The sequence below is a fragment of the Bilifractor sp. HCP3S3_D3 genome, from assembly GCF_052063915.1.
Lineage (GTDB): Bacteria > Bacillota > Clostridia > Lachnospirales > Lachnospiraceae > Bilifractor.
In genome coordinates this window covers 274,788-292,251 of record NZ_JBQHWP010000001.1, presented here as the reverse complement: position 1 = coordinate 292,251, position 17,464 = coordinate 274,788, and the positions used below count along the sequence as shown (strand labels likewise).

The 17,464-nt window shown below is 51.5% G+C and carries 9 protein-coding genes; 8 read left to right on the top strand and 1 reads right to left on the bottom strand.

Annotation, left to right across the window (positions count from 1 at the left end; all coding sequences use genetic code 11):
- The first annotated feature begins 298 nt into the window (after positions 1–298).
- The 8 genes from ACTNDI_RS01180 (at position 299) to ACTNDI_RS01145 (ending at position 16,497) form a co-directional block, all read left to right on the top strand.
- Positions 299–1,606, top strand: coding sequence for a murein hydrolase activator EnvC family protein (locus tag ACTNDI_RS01180; RefSeq protein ID WP_441098922.1), 1,308 nt, complete (start codon positions 299–301; stop codon positions 1,604–1,606).
- Between the two features lie 258 nt (positions 1,607–1,864).
- Entirely contained in the window at positions 1,865–3,850 is a 1,986-nt protein-coding gene (locus ACTNDI_RS01175) for a sodium-translocating pyrophosphatase (RefSeq protein WP_441098921.1), read from the top strand.
- Between the two features lie 221 nt (positions 3,851–4,071).
- Positions 4,072–5,376: a fused HPr family phosphocarrier protein/2-hydroxyacid dehydrogenase gene (locus ACTNDI_RS01170; RefSeq protein ID WP_441098920.1), complete on the top strand. Its 1,305-nt coding sequence runs from the start codon at positions 4,072–4,074 to the stop codon at positions 5,374–5,376.
- Positions 5,377–5,692: 316 nt separating this feature from the next.
- Positions 5,693–9,556, top strand: coding sequence for a DNA-directed RNA polymerase subunit beta (gene rpoB, locus ACTNDI_RS01165; protein WP_441098919.1), 3,864 nt, complete (start codon positions 5,693–5,695; stop codon positions 9,554–9,556).
- A 132-nt stretch (positions 9,557–9,688) separates the two neighbouring features.
- The gene (gene rpoC, locus ACTNDI_RS01160) at positions 9,689–13,453 is read left to right on the top strand and encodes a DNA-directed RNA polymerase subunit beta' (RefSeq protein ID WP_441098918.1); all 3,765 of its coding nucleotides are present in this window, start codon (positions 9,689–9,691) and stop codon (positions 13,451–13,453) included.
- Positions 13,454–13,682: 229 nt separating this feature from the next.
- Positions 13,683–14,252, top strand: coding sequence for a M48 family metallopeptidase (locus ACTNDI_RS01155; protein WP_441098917.1), 570 nt, complete (start codon positions 13,683–13,685; stop codon positions 14,250–14,252).
- Between the two features lie 168 nt (positions 14,253–14,420).
- Positions 14,421–15,362 carry an ROK family glucokinase gene (locus tag ACTNDI_RS01150; protein ID WP_441098916.1) on the top strand — a complete coding sequence of 314 codons (942 nt, stop codon included), beginning with the start codon at positions 14,421–14,423 and terminating at the stop codon, positions 15,360–15,362.
- A 298-nt stretch (positions 15,363–15,660) separates the two neighbouring features.
- A complete protein-coding gene (locus ACTNDI_RS01145; RefSeq protein WP_441098915.1) occupies positions 15,661–16,497 on the top strand; it encodes a deoxyribonuclease IV in 837 nt (278 codons plus the stop codon).
- Positions 16,498–16,669: 172 nt separating this feature from the next.
- Here the strand turns inward: ACTNDI_RS01145 and dapB are convergent, their stop codons facing one another.
- Complete coding sequence (gene dapB / locus ACTNDI_RS01140; RefSeq protein WP_441098934.1) at positions 16,670–17,428, bottom strand: 4-hydroxy-tetrahydrodipicolinate reductase; 759 nt, start codon at positions 17,426–17,428, stop codon at positions 16,670–16,672.
- Between the last annotated feature and the right edge of the window lie 36 nt (positions 17,429–17,464).

Genomic DNA, 17,464 nt, shown 5'->3' with positions numbered 1-17,464 from the left:
CCCAGTATTTGAAAGTAGCTGAAAACTTATGAACCGCCGTGTACCGAACGGTACGCACGGTGGTGTGAGAGGACGAAAGTCTCCACTGGAGACTTTCTCCTACTCGATGTGTGCCCGGCGGGCGCACGTTGGGAAAACGGATTGCCGTTACAGGACACTAAAAAACGGCGATTACAGTAAAAATATTGCGGAAAAGTTACAAAAGGTTACAAAACACTTTTAATAGAACGGTACATATGTTATAATTGCTTCATTCCTTGAGAGAAGGAAAACGATTCTAAATCTGAGGTGTACATTTATGAAGGGAATGAAACGATTTTTACCTGCGGCACTTTCTGCAGCTCTGCTGCTGTCGGGGGCTTTTGGAACTTATCCGGCAGCGGCTTCTACGCAGGATGAGATCAATTCGGCTGAGGCGAAGAAGAGCGCGGCAGAATCTGAATACAATAGCGCGCAGGACAGAATCAGCGAGCTTCAGGCAAAGAAGGATAATGCACAGGAATATCTGCAGGATCTCAATGATCAGCTGACGGATCTGAATCAGCAGCTGGATGAGCTTCAGCAGAAGTACAGCGCTACCCAGGAAGAATATGATACCGTGAATCAGGAACTTGCCGATGCGCAGGCGGAGGAGAGTGTTCAGGCGAAGAACATGGCACTCCGGATCAAATATATGTATGAGAATGGAACCGGAACAGGTGCGCTTGAGACGCTCTTTTCCTCCGGTAACTTCAGTGATTTCCTGAATGAAAGCACAAACGTGTCTGAGCTCACGAGCTATGACAGGAAAGTTCTGAAGGAGTACAGCGAGATCTGCGAGACGATTACCGAGAAGCAGAAAGAGGTGAAGAAGGAGGCGGATCAAATCGCCGGTCTTCAGGAACAGAGCAAGAGCAAACGGGAAGAGATACAGAGTCTTGTGGATTCCACTCGTGAAGACGTACAGGAGTATGCGGATTCTCTGGAAGGCGAGCAGAATGCAGCGGCGGATCTTCTGGCAAGTATACAGGAACAGCAGGCCAATATTGACGCGCTGAATGAGAAGGCGGCAGATGAGGTGGCCGCTGCAGATGCGGCAGCAGCGGAAAAGGCGAGAACCTCGACGCAGGTGGCTGTTTCAGAGCAGGAGACCCAGGAGGCTGCTGCTCCGGAATCGAAATCGTCGATGCCGGCATCCGGGAGTAACACGACGTCATCGGCAGGTACGGGTACTGCAGCGGCTGCGGCAACGCCGACGCCGACTGCAGCTCCTGCTCCCACGCAGGCAGCTCCTGCGGAGAGTACGACGACATCGAGTACTTATTCAGGCGCGGCACTTACGGCGGCTGCCGGCCGGATCGAAGGCCCGAGCGGGCAGGAAACCTATTATAACATGGATATGTCTGGTGTCGTCAGCATCATGAGAAGTATGGGCAATACCGATGAGTACTGGGTGCGGTCCGACGGAGTCAAGATGCTTGGAAGTTATGTAATGGTTGCGGCAAATCTAGGTGTCAGACCGAGAGGATCTCTGATCGCGACGAGTCTCGGAATGGGAATCGTGGTCGATACCGGCGGATTCGCTGCCGCGAACCCGACACAGCTTGACATTGCGACAAACTGGTAATTATAAATCGTCATGCCCCGCAGGCAGGGCACCACAATATGCACAAGGAGCTTCTTCGTTTCATGAACGAGGAAGCTCCTTTTCTAAATATACGAGGGAGCTTCTTTTCTAAATATTGTTGGTGATATGAACAAAAAGTAGTATAATTAAAGGAAAACGGGGAAATAGACAGTGTTTAACCCCGTAAACCCAGATGCCCTGCGAGCGGGGCATAACAAACTTTATAAGCTGCGGATTGCTGAGTAAGGAGGGGAAGAAATGTCAAAGAGTATTTTGGTTCTGGTGCCGGTTATCAGTGCTGTTGCACTGATTTTCGCGGCCTGTATGGCAGGATCCGTCAGGAAGGAAGAGGCAGGAACGGAGCGTATGCAGGAAATCGCGGCTGCGATCCGGGAGGGAGCGAGCGCGTTTCTCGCCTCAGAGTACAAGGTACTGGCGGTTTTTGTCGCGGTTCTGTTTTTTATTCTGGGATTTGCACTGCAGAACTGGCTGGAGGCTGTTTGCTTTCTGATCGGAGCGGCATTTTCAGTGCTGGCTGGTTTCTTCGGAATGCGGGTCGCTACGCTGGCCAATGTCCGTACCGCGAATGCGGCAGGGAAATCCGGAATGCCAAAGGCCCTTTCCATTGCGTATCATGGAGGTGCCGTCATGGGTTTCTGCGTGGTTGGTCTTGGTATACTGGGAGCCAGCCTGATCTATCTGATCAGCGGCAATGCGGATGTGCTGTTTGGCTACAGCCTCGGCGCGTCCTCGGTTGCGCTATTTGCACGTGTGGGAGGCGGAATCTACACCAAGGCGGCAGATGTCGGCGCAGACCTGGTCGGAAAGGTTGAGAACAATATCCCGGAGGATGACCCGCGCAACCCGGCGGTGATTGCGGACAATGTCGGAGATAATGTCGGTGATGTGGCCGGTATGGGCGCGGACCTGTTTGAATCCTATGTAGGCGCAGTCGTATCGGCGGTCACGCTTGGAATCGCGTCTTTCGGGGAGGCGGGCGCCTTCTATCCGCTTATGATTGCGGCATGCGGAATAGCCGCTTCTATCATCGGCACTTTCTTTGTCAGAGGAAGAGAGAATGGAAACCCGCAGAAAGCGCTGAACATGGGAAGCTATGTCGCGTATCTGCTGGTTATTATTGCCTCGCTGATTCTCAGCAGGACACTGTTTGGAGGATTCCGGCCGGCAGTTGCGGTGATATTCGGACTTCTCGTCGGGTTTGTGATCGGTCAGATGACAGAGATCTATACTTCGGACAAATACAAATCCGTCCGGAAGATCGCGGAGGAGTCACAGACCGGAGCCGGCACAACCATCATCACAGGACTTGCGGTCGGTATGAAATCTGTCATGGTGCCGATTCTTTGTATCTGTGTCGGTATTTTTGTGTCCTATATCACAGCGGGACTTTATGGGATCGCCCTCGCGGCGGTCGGAATGCTTGCAACGGCCGGAAGTACGATTGCCGTGGATGCATATGGCCCGATTGCGGATAATGCCGGCGGAATCGCCGAGATGTCCGGCATGGATGAGAGTGTCCGTGAGATTACCGATGCCCTGGATTCGGTGGGCAACACGACCGCGGCAATCGGAAAGGGATTTGCGATCGGATCTGCGGCGCTGACGGCACTTGCGCTTTTTGTGTCCTACGCGCAGGCGGTTCATCTTGAGAAAATTGATATCATGGATCCGAAGGTAATCATTGGGCTTTTTATCGGAGGTATGCTGACCTTCCTGTTCTCTGCCTTTACGATGGAATCCGTATCGAAAGCGGCATACAAGATGATCGAAGAGGTGCGCCGGCAGTTCCGTGCGGATCCGGGTATCCTGGCCGGAACAAGCCGTGCGGATTATAAATCCTGTGTCGGGATATCCACACAGGCGGCGCTTCACGAGATGATCCTTCCGGGCATTCTCGCGGCGGCTTCCCCAATCGTGCTTGGGCTGATCCTCGGAACGGATGCCCTGGGAGGCATGCTTGCCGGCGCGCTGCTCACAGGCGTACTGATGGCGATTTTCATGAGCAACGCCGGCGGCGCCTGGGACAATGCGAAGAAATACATTGAAGGCGGAAAGTTCGGAGGAAAAGGCAGTGAGGCGCACAAGGCAGCGGTTGTCGGAGACACCGTCGGCGATCCTTTCAAAGACACGTCAGGCCCGTCGATTAATATTCTTATTAAGCTGATGACGATTGTATCTCTGGTATTTGCGCCGCTGTTTCTTGCTGTGGGAAGTCTGCTGTAATCGATTCCACTTGTATCTTCTCAAACTGCCGGGAACATGATATCATGGATGCAGCATCGTGACGGACAATTGAACGGGCAGGTGACATGGCGGAGAATCCGGCGTCACGGAAGACGATGAGATGTGGCGACAGAAAATCATACAGCCCGAAAAAAGTAGCACAAGAGACGGCCAGGTAGTACAGAGATGTGTACGGATGTACATATCAGAAAGGAAGAAGAATGAAAAGCTTACAGTATACGGTGAAAACCCCTCTCGGAATTCATGCGCGTCCGGCGGCAATGATTGCCCAGGCGTGTACCGCGCTGAAAAGCGAGGTTGTCATAGAATGTGACGGAGAAGTGGCGAGCGGCGACAATGTTCTTCAGATTCTCAAACTTCACGCGGCAAAGGGATCTGTTTTGAATATTACGGCGGAGGGCCCGGATGAAGAGGAAGCCATTGAGAAAATTTCTGATGTGTTTCACGGGATCGCAGCAAAGGATAAGAACGTAGACGTTCTGAAGGTCGCCTTCTTCGGGACAAAGGACTATGACAGAATGTTTTTCAGTCAGCTTGCGAGAGATAAAGGAGAAGGTACTTATAACGTTGAGATCAAGTATTTTAAAGCAAGGCTGACTTCTGAGACGGTACATCTGGCCGAAGGATTTCGTGCGGTATGTATTTTCGTGAACGACGAGGCGCCGCGCGAGGTGGTGGAGGCTCTGAGTCAGTGCGGTGTCCGTCTGATCCTTCTGCGTTGCGCAGGATTTAACAATGTAGACCTGCAGGCGGCAAAGGAGTGCGGAATCACAGTGCTTCGCGTGCCTGCTTATTCCCCTTACGCGGTTGCCGAGCATGCGATGACGATCATTCAGGCGGCGAACCGTCATATTCACAAGGCATACCTGAAGGTGAAGGAGAATGATTTTGCGCTGAGCGGTCTTCTCGGGGTGGACCTTCACAACAAGGTTGCGGGTATCATGGGAACCGGAAAGATCGGCCAGTGCATGGCGAAGATCTGCAAGGGATATGGCATGACGGTGCTCGGATGGGATGCCTTCCCGAATCGCAAGCTGGAAGAGGAGGGCCTGCTCACCTATGTCAGCAAGGATGAACTGCTTCAGAGAGCGGATCTCATTTCTCTGCATCTTCCGCTGATCATGGGAGAAGGCGGGACTTATCACATCATCAATGACGATACGATCGCCATGATGAAGGATAATGTGATGCTCGTGAACACCTCCCGCGGCGGGCTGGTAGACGCGGAAGCTCTGATCCGCGGACTGAAGGCGCAGAAGTTCCACGCAGTGGCGCTCGATGTCTATGAGGGAGAGGATGCCAATGTATACACGAATCATTCCGATGATTTCCTCACAAATGATATCGTGGCTCGGCTCACCATGTTCCCGAACCTGATTCTGACCTCCCATCAGGCATTCTTCACCCGGGAGGCGATGCAGGCAATTGCGGCGATCACAATGGAAAATGCCAGAAACTTCAACGAGCATCTTCCTTACGGTGACGCGGAGTGCCGGGCAAAATAAAAAGCGGATACAGGAACATTGTGTTAAAAATGTATAAAAGGAAAAGCGTCTCCGGAGACGGAGACGCTTTTCGTGTCTGGAAAACAGAAAAAATATGTTTCAATTGTATTAAATTTCATTTGACACGCTTGACAGACTGTGTTATTGTAAAAAATGCACTATTATGGCAACATGTGCCTACCATCCTGAAAACAAAAAAAATTTTGTTCAAATTCACGATTCAGATGGGCATGTATAGTTACCGTCAACGAAGCCCCTCCGGGGGCTTGGGAGACATAATTTATTTTCATATTATATCACAAGGGGTGAAACGTCAATGGAGAAAAACAGGATACGTCTGATCCACAGCGGCAGAAACATTCGCATGACCTACCAGAGACAGAAAGAAGTTCTGGAAATGCCCAATCTGATCGAGGTTCAGAAGGATTCCTATGAGTGGTTCCTGAAGGACGGTCTCAAGGAAGCTTTCGATGACATCTCTCCGATCGAAGATTACGGCGGGAAACTGAGTCTTGAGTTTGTGGACTACCAGCTCTGTGAGGATGATGTAAAGTATTCCATCGAAGAGTGTAAACAGCGTGACGCTACATATGCAGCACCACTTAAGGTAAAGGTACGCCTTTTCAATAAGGAAAAGGATGAGATCAGCGAGCATGAGATTTTCATGGGCGATCTCCCGCTTATGACGGCAACCGGTACCTTCGTCATCAACGGTGCTGAGCGTGTCATCGTCAGCCAGCTGGTGCGTTCTCCCGGAATTTATTACGGCATTGCGCATGATAAGCTTGGTAAAGAGCTTTATTCCTGTACGGTTATCCCGAACCGTGGCGCATGGCTTGAATATGAAACCGACTCCAATGACGTTTTCTGGGTACGTGTGGACCGTACCAGGAAGGTTCCGATCTCCGTACTGATCCGTGCGCTTGGTATCGGAACGAACGCCGAGATCGTTGAGTACTTCGGCGAGGAACCAAAGATTCTGGCAAGCTTTACAAAGGATACCTCTACGAACTATCAGGAAGGCCTTCTTGAACTTTACAAGAAGATCCGCCCCGGTGAGCCGCTCGCTGTGGAGAGCGCCGAGACGCTCATCAATGGCATGTTCTTTGATCCCCGTCGGTATGATCTGGCGAAGGTGGGCCGCTACAAGTTCAACAAGAAGCTTGCTCTTCGGAATCGTATCGCGGGTCATGTACTGGCTGAGGATGTTGTCAATACAGAGACCGGAGAGATCATTGCGGAAAAGGGACAGACCGTCACCCGCGAGATGGCGGATGATATTCAGTATGCTGCAGTTCCGTATGTGTGGATTGAGACACCGGAGCGCAATGTCAAGGTTCTTTCCAACCTTGAAGTGGATATCACCAGATGGGTGGATGTAGATCCGGAGGAAGTCGGAGTAACTGAGGAGGTTTATTACCCGGTTCTCGCTGAGATCCTTTCCGAATATACGGATATTGAAGACATCAAGGACGAGATCCGCGACAGAATCCACGAACTGATTCCAAAGCATATCACGAAGGAAGACATCTTCGCTTCCATCAACTACAATATGCATCTGGAGTATGGCATCGGAAATGACGATGACATTGACCATCTGGGCAACCGGCGTATCCGCTGCGTGGGAGAGCTTCTTCAGAACCAGTACAGAATCGGTCTTTCCAGACTGGAGCGTGTTGTGCGTGAGAGAATGTCCACGCAGGATCTGGATACGATTTCCGCACAGTCTCTGATCAACATCAAGCCGGTTACAGCTGCCGTCAAGGAATTCTTCGGATCCTCGCAGCTGTCCCAGTTCATGGATCAGAACAACCCGCTCGGTGAGCTGACACATAAGAGACGTCTGTCTGCCCTTGGACCTGGAGGACTTTCCAGAGACCGTGCCGGCATGGAGGTGCGTGATATTCATTACACGCATTACGGACGGATGTGTCCGGTTGAGACTCCTGAGGGACCGAACATCGGACTGATCAACTCCCTCGCATCCTATGCGAGAATCAATAAATACGGATTTGTCGAGGCACCTTACCGCCGCATTGACAAGACGGATCCCAAGAACCCTGTTGTCACGAAGGAGGTTGTCTATATGACGGCCGATGAAGAGGACAACTACCATGTGGCGCAGGCGAATGAGCCTCTCGATGAAGATGGACATTTCATTCATCATAACGTATCCGGACGTTTCCGGGCAGAGACTCAGGCTTATGACAGAAGCATGTTTGATTACATGGATGTATCTCCGCGGATGGTATTCTCTGTCGCGACATCGTGCGTACCTTTCCTTCAGAATGATGACCCGACCCGTGCACTGATGGGATCGAACATGCAGCGTCAGGCCGTGCCGCTTCTGTTCACCGAGGCACCTGCTGTCGGAACCGGAATGGAAGAGAAGGCTGCCGTTGACTCCGGCGTCTGCGTTGTCGCAAAGAAGGCGGGAACCATCACGTATTCAACTTCCTACGAGATCCGCATGGATAACGACGACGGAAGCCGCGACGTATATCATCTGATGAAGTTCGAGCGAAGCAACCAGAGCAACTGCTACAACCAGCGGCCGATTGTCTTCAAGGGTGATCATGTGGACGCCGGAGAGGTGATCGCGGATGGTCCTTCCACATCGGGCGGAGAGCTTGCTCTCGGAAAGAACCCTCTGATCGGTTTCATGACCTGGGAAGGCTACAACTACGAGGATGCGGTTCTTCTGTCAGAGCGTCTGGTGCGTGATGACGTGTACACCTCTATTCATATCGAAGAGTATGAGTGCGAGGCCCGCGACACCAAGCTCGGACCGGAGGAGATCACAAAGGATGTTCCCGGTGTCGGCGATGATGCGCTGAAGGATCTGGATGAGCGCGGCATTATCCGCATCGGCGCAGAGGTACGTGCCGGAGATATCCTCGTCGGAAAGGTAACTCCGAAGGGAGAGACCGAGCTGACCGCCGAGGAGCGTCTGCTTCGTGCGATTTTCGGAGAAAAGGCAAGAGAAGTCCGCGACACCTCGCTGAAGGTTCCGCACGGCGAGTACGGTATTGTTGTGGATGCCCGGGTATTCACCAGAGAAAACGGCGATGAGCTGTCCCCCGGTGTGAACCAGGCGGTTCGTATCTACATTGCACAGAAGAGAAAGATTTCTGTCGGTGATAAGATGGCCGGACGTCACGGAAACAAGGGTGTCGTATCCCGCGTGCTTCCAATCGAGGATATGCCGTTCCTGCCGAACGGACGTCCGCTCGATATCGTTCTGAACCCGCTGGGCGTACCTTCCCGTATGAACATCGGACAGATTCTGGAGATACATCTGAGTCTTGCCGCGATGGCGCTTGGCTTTAATATCTCCACGCCGGTATTCGATGGCGCGAATGAGGTGGATATCCAGGATACCCTTGAGCTTGCAAACGACTACGTGAACAGCGAGTGGGATGATTTCTATGAGAAATACAAGGATATCCTCCTGCCGGAGGTTATGCAGTATCTGTCTGATCACAGAGATCACAGGGCACTCTGGAAGGGCGTTCCGATCCGCCGCGACGGAAAGGTTCAGCTCCGTGACGGTCGGACAGGTGAACCGTTTGACGGCCCGACCACAATCGGACACATGCATTACCTGAAGCTGCATCATCTGGTAGACGATAAGATTCACGCACGTTCCACAGGTCCATATTCCCTTGTTACCCAGCAGCCTCTGGGAGGAAAAGCGCAGTTCGGAGGACAGCGTTTCGGAGAGATGGAGGTATGGGCGCTGGAGGCATACGGCGCAGCTTATACACTTCAGGAGATCCTGACCGTGAAATCCGATGATGTCGTTGGACGTGTGAAGACATACGAGGCGATTATCAAGGGTGAAAACATCCCCGAGCCGGGCATTCCGGAGTCCTTCAAGGTTATGCTGAAAGAGCTTCAGTCTCTGGCACTCGATATCCGCGTTCTGGATGAGAACGGAGAAGAGGTCAAGATTATGGAGTCTGTTGACTACGGGAATACAAGCTTCCGCAAGATCATGGAGGATGCAGACCGGTACAACAACAGAGCAGATGACAAGGAACTGAGCGACCACGGATTCGGAAAGCAGGAATTCAAGGACGGTGAGCTCGTTGACAGTGAGAATGATCTCGACGATACCATCACAGACGATGAGGATGAGGAATTTATCGAAAGCCTTGATGACGACATGGATGAATAATTTATTCGTGCCGGGGGTCTGAGAGCGCAGACCCTGCAAGGTGTCTGTCAACCAATGAGTAGTAGATCCGTGCCGCGCCGGATACTTCCGCGGCGCGACGGATTTCATATACATGCTGAAAGGGGTAAATAAATGCCGGAAACAGTTAATAAAGAAGAAGGAACGCATCAGCAGCTGAACTTCGATGCCATTCGCATCGGCCTTGCTTCACCGGATAAGATCCGTGAGTGGTCTCATGGAGAGGTCAAGAAGCCGGAAACGATTAACTATCGTACGCTGAAGCCGGAAAAAGACGGACTGTTCTGCGAGCGGATTTTCGGACCGACCAAGGACTGGGAGTGTCATTGCGGAAAATACAAGAAGATCAGCTACAAGGGTGTGATCTGTGACCGATGCGGCGTAGAGGTTACGAAGTCATCTGTCCGCCGGGAGCGTATGGGCCATATCGAGCTGGCAGCGCCCGTATCCCACATCTGGTACTTCAAGGGGATTCCTTCCCGTATGGGCCTGATCCTGGATCTGTCTCCGAGAACACTGGAGAGAGTGCTGTATTTTGCAAGCTATATCGTACTTGATCCCGGTGATACCAAGCTGATGAAGAAACAGATTCTCTCAGAACGCGAATACAGTGAGGCGCTTGAGACGTACAGACCGGATGAGTTCCGTGTCGGAATGGGAGCTGAGGCAATCAAGGAGCTTCTCTGTGAGATCGATCTGGACAAGGAATACGAAGAACTGACAACAGAGCTGGAGCAGGCAAGCGGTCAGAAGAGAGCCCGTATCATCAAGAGACTTGAGGTGGTAGAAGCCTTCCGTGAGTCCGGAAACCGTCCGGAGTGGATGATTCTGGACTGCGTACCGGTTATTCCGCCGGATCTTCGTCCGATGGTACAGCTCGATGGCGGAAGATTCGCGACCTCCGATCTGAACGATCTTTATCGCAGAATCATCAACCGGAACAACCGTCTGAAGAGACTTCTGGATCTGGGAGCTCCGGATATCATCGTCAGAAATGAGAAGAGAATGCTTCAGGAGGCGGTAGATGCGCTGATCGATAACGGACGAAGAGGAAGACCGGTTACAGGCCCGGGAAACCGCGCGCTGAAATCTCTGTCCGACATGCTGAAGGGAAAGAACGGACGGTTCCGTCAGAACCTCCTCGGAAAACGTGTCGATTATTCCGGACGTTCCGTTATCGTCAATGGACCGGAACTGAAGATTTATCAGTGTGGTCTTCCGAAGGAAATGGCCATTGAGCTGTTCAAGCCGTTTGTCATGAAGGAACTTGTATTCAGACAGATGGCACACAATATCAAGAACGCCAAGAAGATGGTGGAAAAGCTTGATCCGCAGGTCTGGGATGTACTGGAAGATGTCATCAAGGAGCACCCGGTTATGCTGAACCGTGCGCCTACACTGCATCGTCTCGGTATTCAGGCATTTGAGCCGATTCTGGTCGAAGGAAAGGCAATCAAGCTTCATCCGCTGGTATGTACCGCATTCAATGCCGACTTTGACGGTGACCAGATGGCCGTGCATCTTCCGCTGACACAGGAGGCGCAGGCAGAGTGCAGATTCATGCTTCTCTCCCCGAACAACCTGCTGAAGCCGTCTGACGGTGGAGTCGTTGCCGTTCCATCTCAGGATATGGTTCTCGGAATCTATTACCTGACACAGGAACGTCCCGGAGAGATCGGAGAGGGAACCTTCTACAAAGATCTCAACGAGGCACTGCTCGCTTATGAAAACGGATACATCAAGTATCAGACAATCATCAAGGTCCGCCGCTATGGAAAGGACGCTGAGGGAAATGAGATCTCCAAGGTGGTCGAGACGACACTCGGACGTCTGATTTTCAACGAGATCATTCCGCAGGATCTGGGATACGTGGATCGTTCTGTGCCGGGCAATGAGCTTCTTCCGGAAATTGATTTCATGGTGAAAAAGGGAGATCTGAAGAAGATTCTGGAGAAGGTCATCAACACCCACGGTGCGACCAGAACCGCTGAGGTTCTCGATGCCGTGAAGGCAATGGGATATCATATTTCGACCCGCGCAGGAATGACGGTATCCATCTCGGATATGACCGTTCCGAAGGAAAAACCGGAGCTGCTTGAGGAGGCGGAGAAAACCGTCGACAAGATCACCCGCAACTACAAGCGTGGACTGATCACGGATGAAGAGCGCTATAAGGAAGTAATCTCCACATGGGAGGAAGTCGATAATCATCTGACCAAGCTTCTTCTGAGCGGACTTGATAAGTACAATAATATCTTCATGATGGCGGATTCCGGAGCCCGTGGTTCTGATAAGCAGATCAAACAGCTGGCAGGTATGCGAGGCCTGATGCAGGATACAACCGGTCATACCATCGAGCTGCCGATCAAGTCAAACTTCCGTGAAGGTCTGGATGTACTGGAGTATTTCATGTCGGCACATGGAGCCCGTAAGGGTCTTTCCGATACCGCGCTTCGTACCGCCGATTCCGGATATCTGACCCGTCGAATGGTCGATGTATCACAGAACCTGATGATCCGCGAGCCGGACTGCTCCGTCAACCGCAAGGAAATTCCGGGAATCTGGGTCGAGGCGTTCACCGAGGGCAAGGAGATGGTTGAGTCTCTGGAAGAGCGCATCACCGGCCGTTTCTCCTGCTATACGATCAAGGACAAGGACGGAAATGTGATTGTAAAGGCAAATCACATGATCACACCGCGCCGTGCGGCTAAGGTTGTGTCTGACGGTGTGGATGAGAATGGAAATCCGATCACAAGAGTGAAGATCAGAAGCATTCTTACCTGCCGTTCGCATCTTGGCATCTGCTCAAAGTGCTATGGCGCGAACATGGCGACCGGAGAAGTTGTTCAGGTCGGCGAGTCTGTCGGAATCATCGCAGCGCAGTCCATCGGTGAGCCTGGTACACAGCTTACCATGAGAAACTTCCACACCGGTGGTGTTGCAGGTACCGCTGATATTACACAGGGTCTTCCCCGTGTCGAGGAGCTTTTCGAGGCCAGGAAGCCGAAGGGACTTGCTATCGTTACAGAGATGTCAGGTACCGCGCAGCTTAAGGATACAAAGAAGAAACGTGAGATCGTCGTAACCGATAAGGAAGGCAATTCAAAGACGTACCTGATCCCTTACGGAACAAGGCTGAAGAAGGAGCTTGAGGATGCTGACGCCACCAAGGAAGTAGAGGCAGGCGATCCGCTTACCGAAGGTTCCATCAACCCGCATGATCTTCTCCGTATCAAGGGAGTTGAGGCCGTTCAGAATTATCTGCTCGGAGAGGTTCAGCGTGTATACCGTCTGCAGGGTGTTGATATCTGCGATAAGCACATCGAGGTTATCGTTCGTCAGATGCTGAAGAGAGTCCGCGTGGAAGAGGGCGGCGACACCGGCCTGCTTCCGGGCAAGATGATGGATTATCTTGACGTTCTGGATATGAACGAAAAGATGGAAGAGGAAGGCAAGGAGTGCGCGACCTACGAGAGACTGCTTCTCGGTATCACAAAGGCATCTCTTGCGACAGATTCCTTCCTGTCCGCTGCATCCTTCCAGGAGACTACCCGTGTTCTCACCGACGCCGCAATCAAGGGCAAGGTGGATCACCTGATCGGTCTGAAGGAGAACGTAATCATCGGAAAACTGATCCCTGCAGGAACCGGCATGAAATATTACCGAAACCTGAAACTGGATACCGATGCGGAGATCGAAGCCGAGAAGGCTGCAAAGGCACTTGCAGCAGCGGCTGACAGTAATACGGAAGAGGATACCGCGCCGGTGAAGGAAGAAATTCCGGAAGATCAGGAAAATGAATCAATCACAGACGTAGACGTAGATGAGCCCGCTGAGAACGAAAATACAGAGGACAATACACCTGTGACTACAGAATAAATAAGTCTTCAGTCGGTCTGTTTCTGCGACTGTAAAAAAAGGCCTTGGATGCATGCCGGATAAAATCGGAGCACCAGGGCCTTATTGCAGTATGTGGAACGATTTATCATATGTGGACCAGACAAATGCGCATGACGATCATATCAGGCTATGGAAACATGCAAATTATTTATCCTATGTGTTGCCAGGTAAATGGGCATGACATTTTTCTCAGGGAAGGAAGAAGGGCATGAATTACAAAGTAATCCGAAGCCGGAAGAGACGAAAATCCCTGAGCCTTCAGATCACTCCGGATGCCGGAATTGTGGTGCGCGCGCCATATTTTGCTACGAATGATGAAATCCGGAGATTTGTGGAGGCCAACCAGGGCTGGATCGAGCGCAACGCCGCTAGGATGGAGAAGAGAAAAGAAGAGCTGGCGCGGAATCCGTACGGAAGAATTACGGAGGATGAAATCCGTAAATTATCGGAACTCGCAGCGCGTACCATCCCCCCAAGAGTGGCTGTTTACGCAGCCGAGATCGGAGTGACCTACGGAAGGATTACCATAAGGAACCAGAAGACGCGCTGGGGAAGCTGCTCCGCGAAGGGAAATCTGAATTTTAACTGTCTGCTGATGCTTGTTCCGCCGGATGTGCAGGATTATGTGATCGTTCATGAGTTGTGCCATAGAAAGCAGATGAATCATTCCCGTCTGTTCTGGAATGAGGTCGAGAAAATTCTTCCGGATTACAGAGAAAGGGACCGGTGGCTGAAGGAAAATGGAGGCCAGCTGATTGCTCGGACGCGGATGGAATGAGCCATATATGGATGTGTTTATTCATGAACAGAACCGCAGAAAGTGTTCTGGAATAAACCCGGAAGATGAAGTATGATAATGAATAGGCTTTGGCTTTGAGGGCCTGAGAGTAAAAGAAATATAGAGTAAAAGGATTTTTGAAAGAATAGAAAACAGGAGGTTTGAAATATGAAACCATATGCAGTCGGAGTAGACGTAGGGGGAACTACAGTCAAGATTGGAATTTTTCGTACTTCCGGAGATCTGCTTTTGAAATGGGAGATTGTGACGGACAAGAAGGACGGGGGACGCAATATTCTTCCGGACATTGCAGACTCAATCAAGAGCATGCTGTCAAATAAGGGAATCGGTCTGGATGAGATTCAGGGAGTCGGAATCGGCATTCCGGGAGCAATCCTGAACAGATCGATCGTGAACCGCGCAGTCAACCTAGGATGGGATGTCGTTCCGGTAAAGGATCAGCTGGAACAGCTTTTTGACGGCAAGATCAATGTACTGGTAGGAAATGACGCAAATGTCGCCGCGCTAGGAGAAATGTGGCAGGGCGGCGGAAAAGGGTTCAAGGATATCGTAATGGTGACACTCGGAACCGGTGTCGGCGGAGGAATCATCATCAACGAGCAGATTCTGGACGGAACCTTCGGCGCTGCGGGAGAGATCGGACACATGCCGGTGAATCCGCAGGAGACAAGAGTCTGCGGATGTGGCAAAAAGGGTCATCTGGAGCAGTATGCGTCCGCAACCGGAATTGCCAATACGGCAAAGGCTGTCGTTGCCTCCACGAAGGAAGAGACGGAGCTGAAAGGGCTGGACAGTATCACGGCAAAGGATGTTTTTGATGCTGCCAAGAGAGGAGACAAGGTGGCTCTTGAAATCGTCGATTACACTGCGGAGATACTGGGCAGAGGTCTCGCGATGGTTGCGGCTGTCGTCGATCCACAGGCGTTTGTGATCGGTGGAGGTGTCTCAAAGGCAGGCCCGATTCTCACAGACTCCATTCAGAAGTATTACAGAAAGTATGCCTTTCATGCATCTGAGGACACAAAGTTCGTCCTTGCCACGCTCGGAAATGACGCGGGCATTTACGGAGCGGTACGGATGGTTCTGTGACATGGCGGGACATCAGCGGGATCCTTATAGTTCCAGCCCGCGTGGTTTTTCTGTGACACGGTGGGATATCAGCAGGATCGCAGCAATTCCAATGTGCGTGTTTTTTTCGTGACATCAGTAAGAGACTCGGGAATGGCGTACATCGTTGAAATGAGAAAAGAACTTACAGGAGCAGAATTTGTATGAAGAAAATCGCAGGATACATTCTGGCGGCGCTGGTCGCGGCGGGCTCGGCGTTTATCTTCCTCAGGATGAAGATTTACAAAAAAATAAAAGTATTCAGGAAAAAAGAGGGATAATGATTTACATCGGAAACCATGTATCGATCTCAAAGGGGTACCTCTCGATGGGAAAAATGGAAGAAAGGCTCGGCGGGAATACATTCGCCTTCTTTACCAGAAACCCGCGAGGGGGCAGGAGCAGTGAAGCGGACCCGGAGGACATAGCAGCGCTTAGAGATTTTCTTTCGGCGCATTCCTTCGGCAGGCTGGTGGCGCACGCGCCCTATACAATGAATCTGTGTTCCGCAAAAGAGGATATCCGCGAGTACTCCGAGAACATATTTCGGGAAGATTTACAGAAAATGGAACTTCTGCCCGGACAGTTCTTTAATTTTCATCCGGGATCCCATCTGAAGCAGGGGTACGAAAGGGCTGCGGATGAAATTGCTGATGTTCTGAACCGGACGATTTCAGCCGATCAGACGACTACGGTTCTTCTGGAAACAATGGCCGGGAAAGGCACAGAAGTCGGACGCAGCTTTGAGGAATTAAAGGGAATCTTTGACAGGACAGAGCGGAAGGAGAAGATCGGTGTATGCTTTGATACCTGCCATGTCTGGGATGCCGGATACGATATCGTGAATGATCTGGACGGGGTTCTCCGGCATTTTGATGACGTGATAGGTCTGAACCGGCTATTTGCGGTTCACCTGAATGACAGCAAGAATGAATGCGGCTCTCATAAGGACCGTCACGAGAAGATCGGCCTCGGGAAGATCGGAGAGGAAGCTCTGATGCGGGTGGTGAATCACCCGCTTTTGCAGAACAGACCATTCATTCTGGAGACGCCGAATGATGACGAAGGTTACCGGAAAGAGATCGCCCTGGTGAAACAGGCAAATCAGGAGGCGTGAAAAGCTGCGGATTGCTCCGCAGCTTTTATGACGTAAAGAGTTATATGATTACATGTGACGCGCAGATTTGTCAGTCGCGTCCAGAGTACAGATTTATTGATTTCATCTGAAGTACAGAGTTATGCGATTTCGTCTAACGTGTGGATCTGCCGATTCCGTCTGAAGTACAGACTTACCCGATTACGTCGGACATGTCATACATGCCGGCGGGCTTTCCGGCAAGGAATTTGGCTGCCTCAACCGCGCCTTTCCCGAAGATGGCACGGGAGTAGGCGGTATGCCGGAATTCAATCACCTCATCCTGCCCTGCAAACATGACGGTGTGATCGCCGACGATGGAGCCGCCTCGAACCGAAGAAATACCGATTTCCTTCGGGTCTCTCTTTTCGTGGCGGTCATGACGGCTGAATACGAAGTGATATTCATTGTCTAGAGCCTCGTTCATGCTTTCGCCGAGCGCCAAAGCTGTTCCGCTCGGAGCATCGATCTTTCGGTTGTGGTGTGCTTCCACGATTTCCATATCGTAACCCGCGGGAGCCAGAAGAGCAGCAGCCTCCTTTACAAGCTTCATCAGCAGATTGATGCCGACAGACATATTCGCGGAGCGGAGGATCGGGATGATTTTGCTGCATTCGGCCACCTTCGCGAGGGTCTCCTCCGTGAGAGCGGTGGTGCAGAGAACCAGGGGAAGTCTGCGGTCTACACAGAAATCCAGAAGGGCGTCTGTTGCCCGGAAATTTGAAAAATCAATGACAGCATCTGCTTCAACGCTGCAGTCAGCAGGACTGGAAAAAATCGGATACTCACGGACATTATTTGCCGGAGCGATATCAATACCTGCTGCTATAACAGTCTCGGAATCTGCGTTCAGGATGTCAGTCAGAACCTGTCCCATATGTCCGTTGCATCCGCTCAGAATCACCTTTACCATTTCTTTCTCCTTTTTCACAGCTTATTCTTTCAGAAC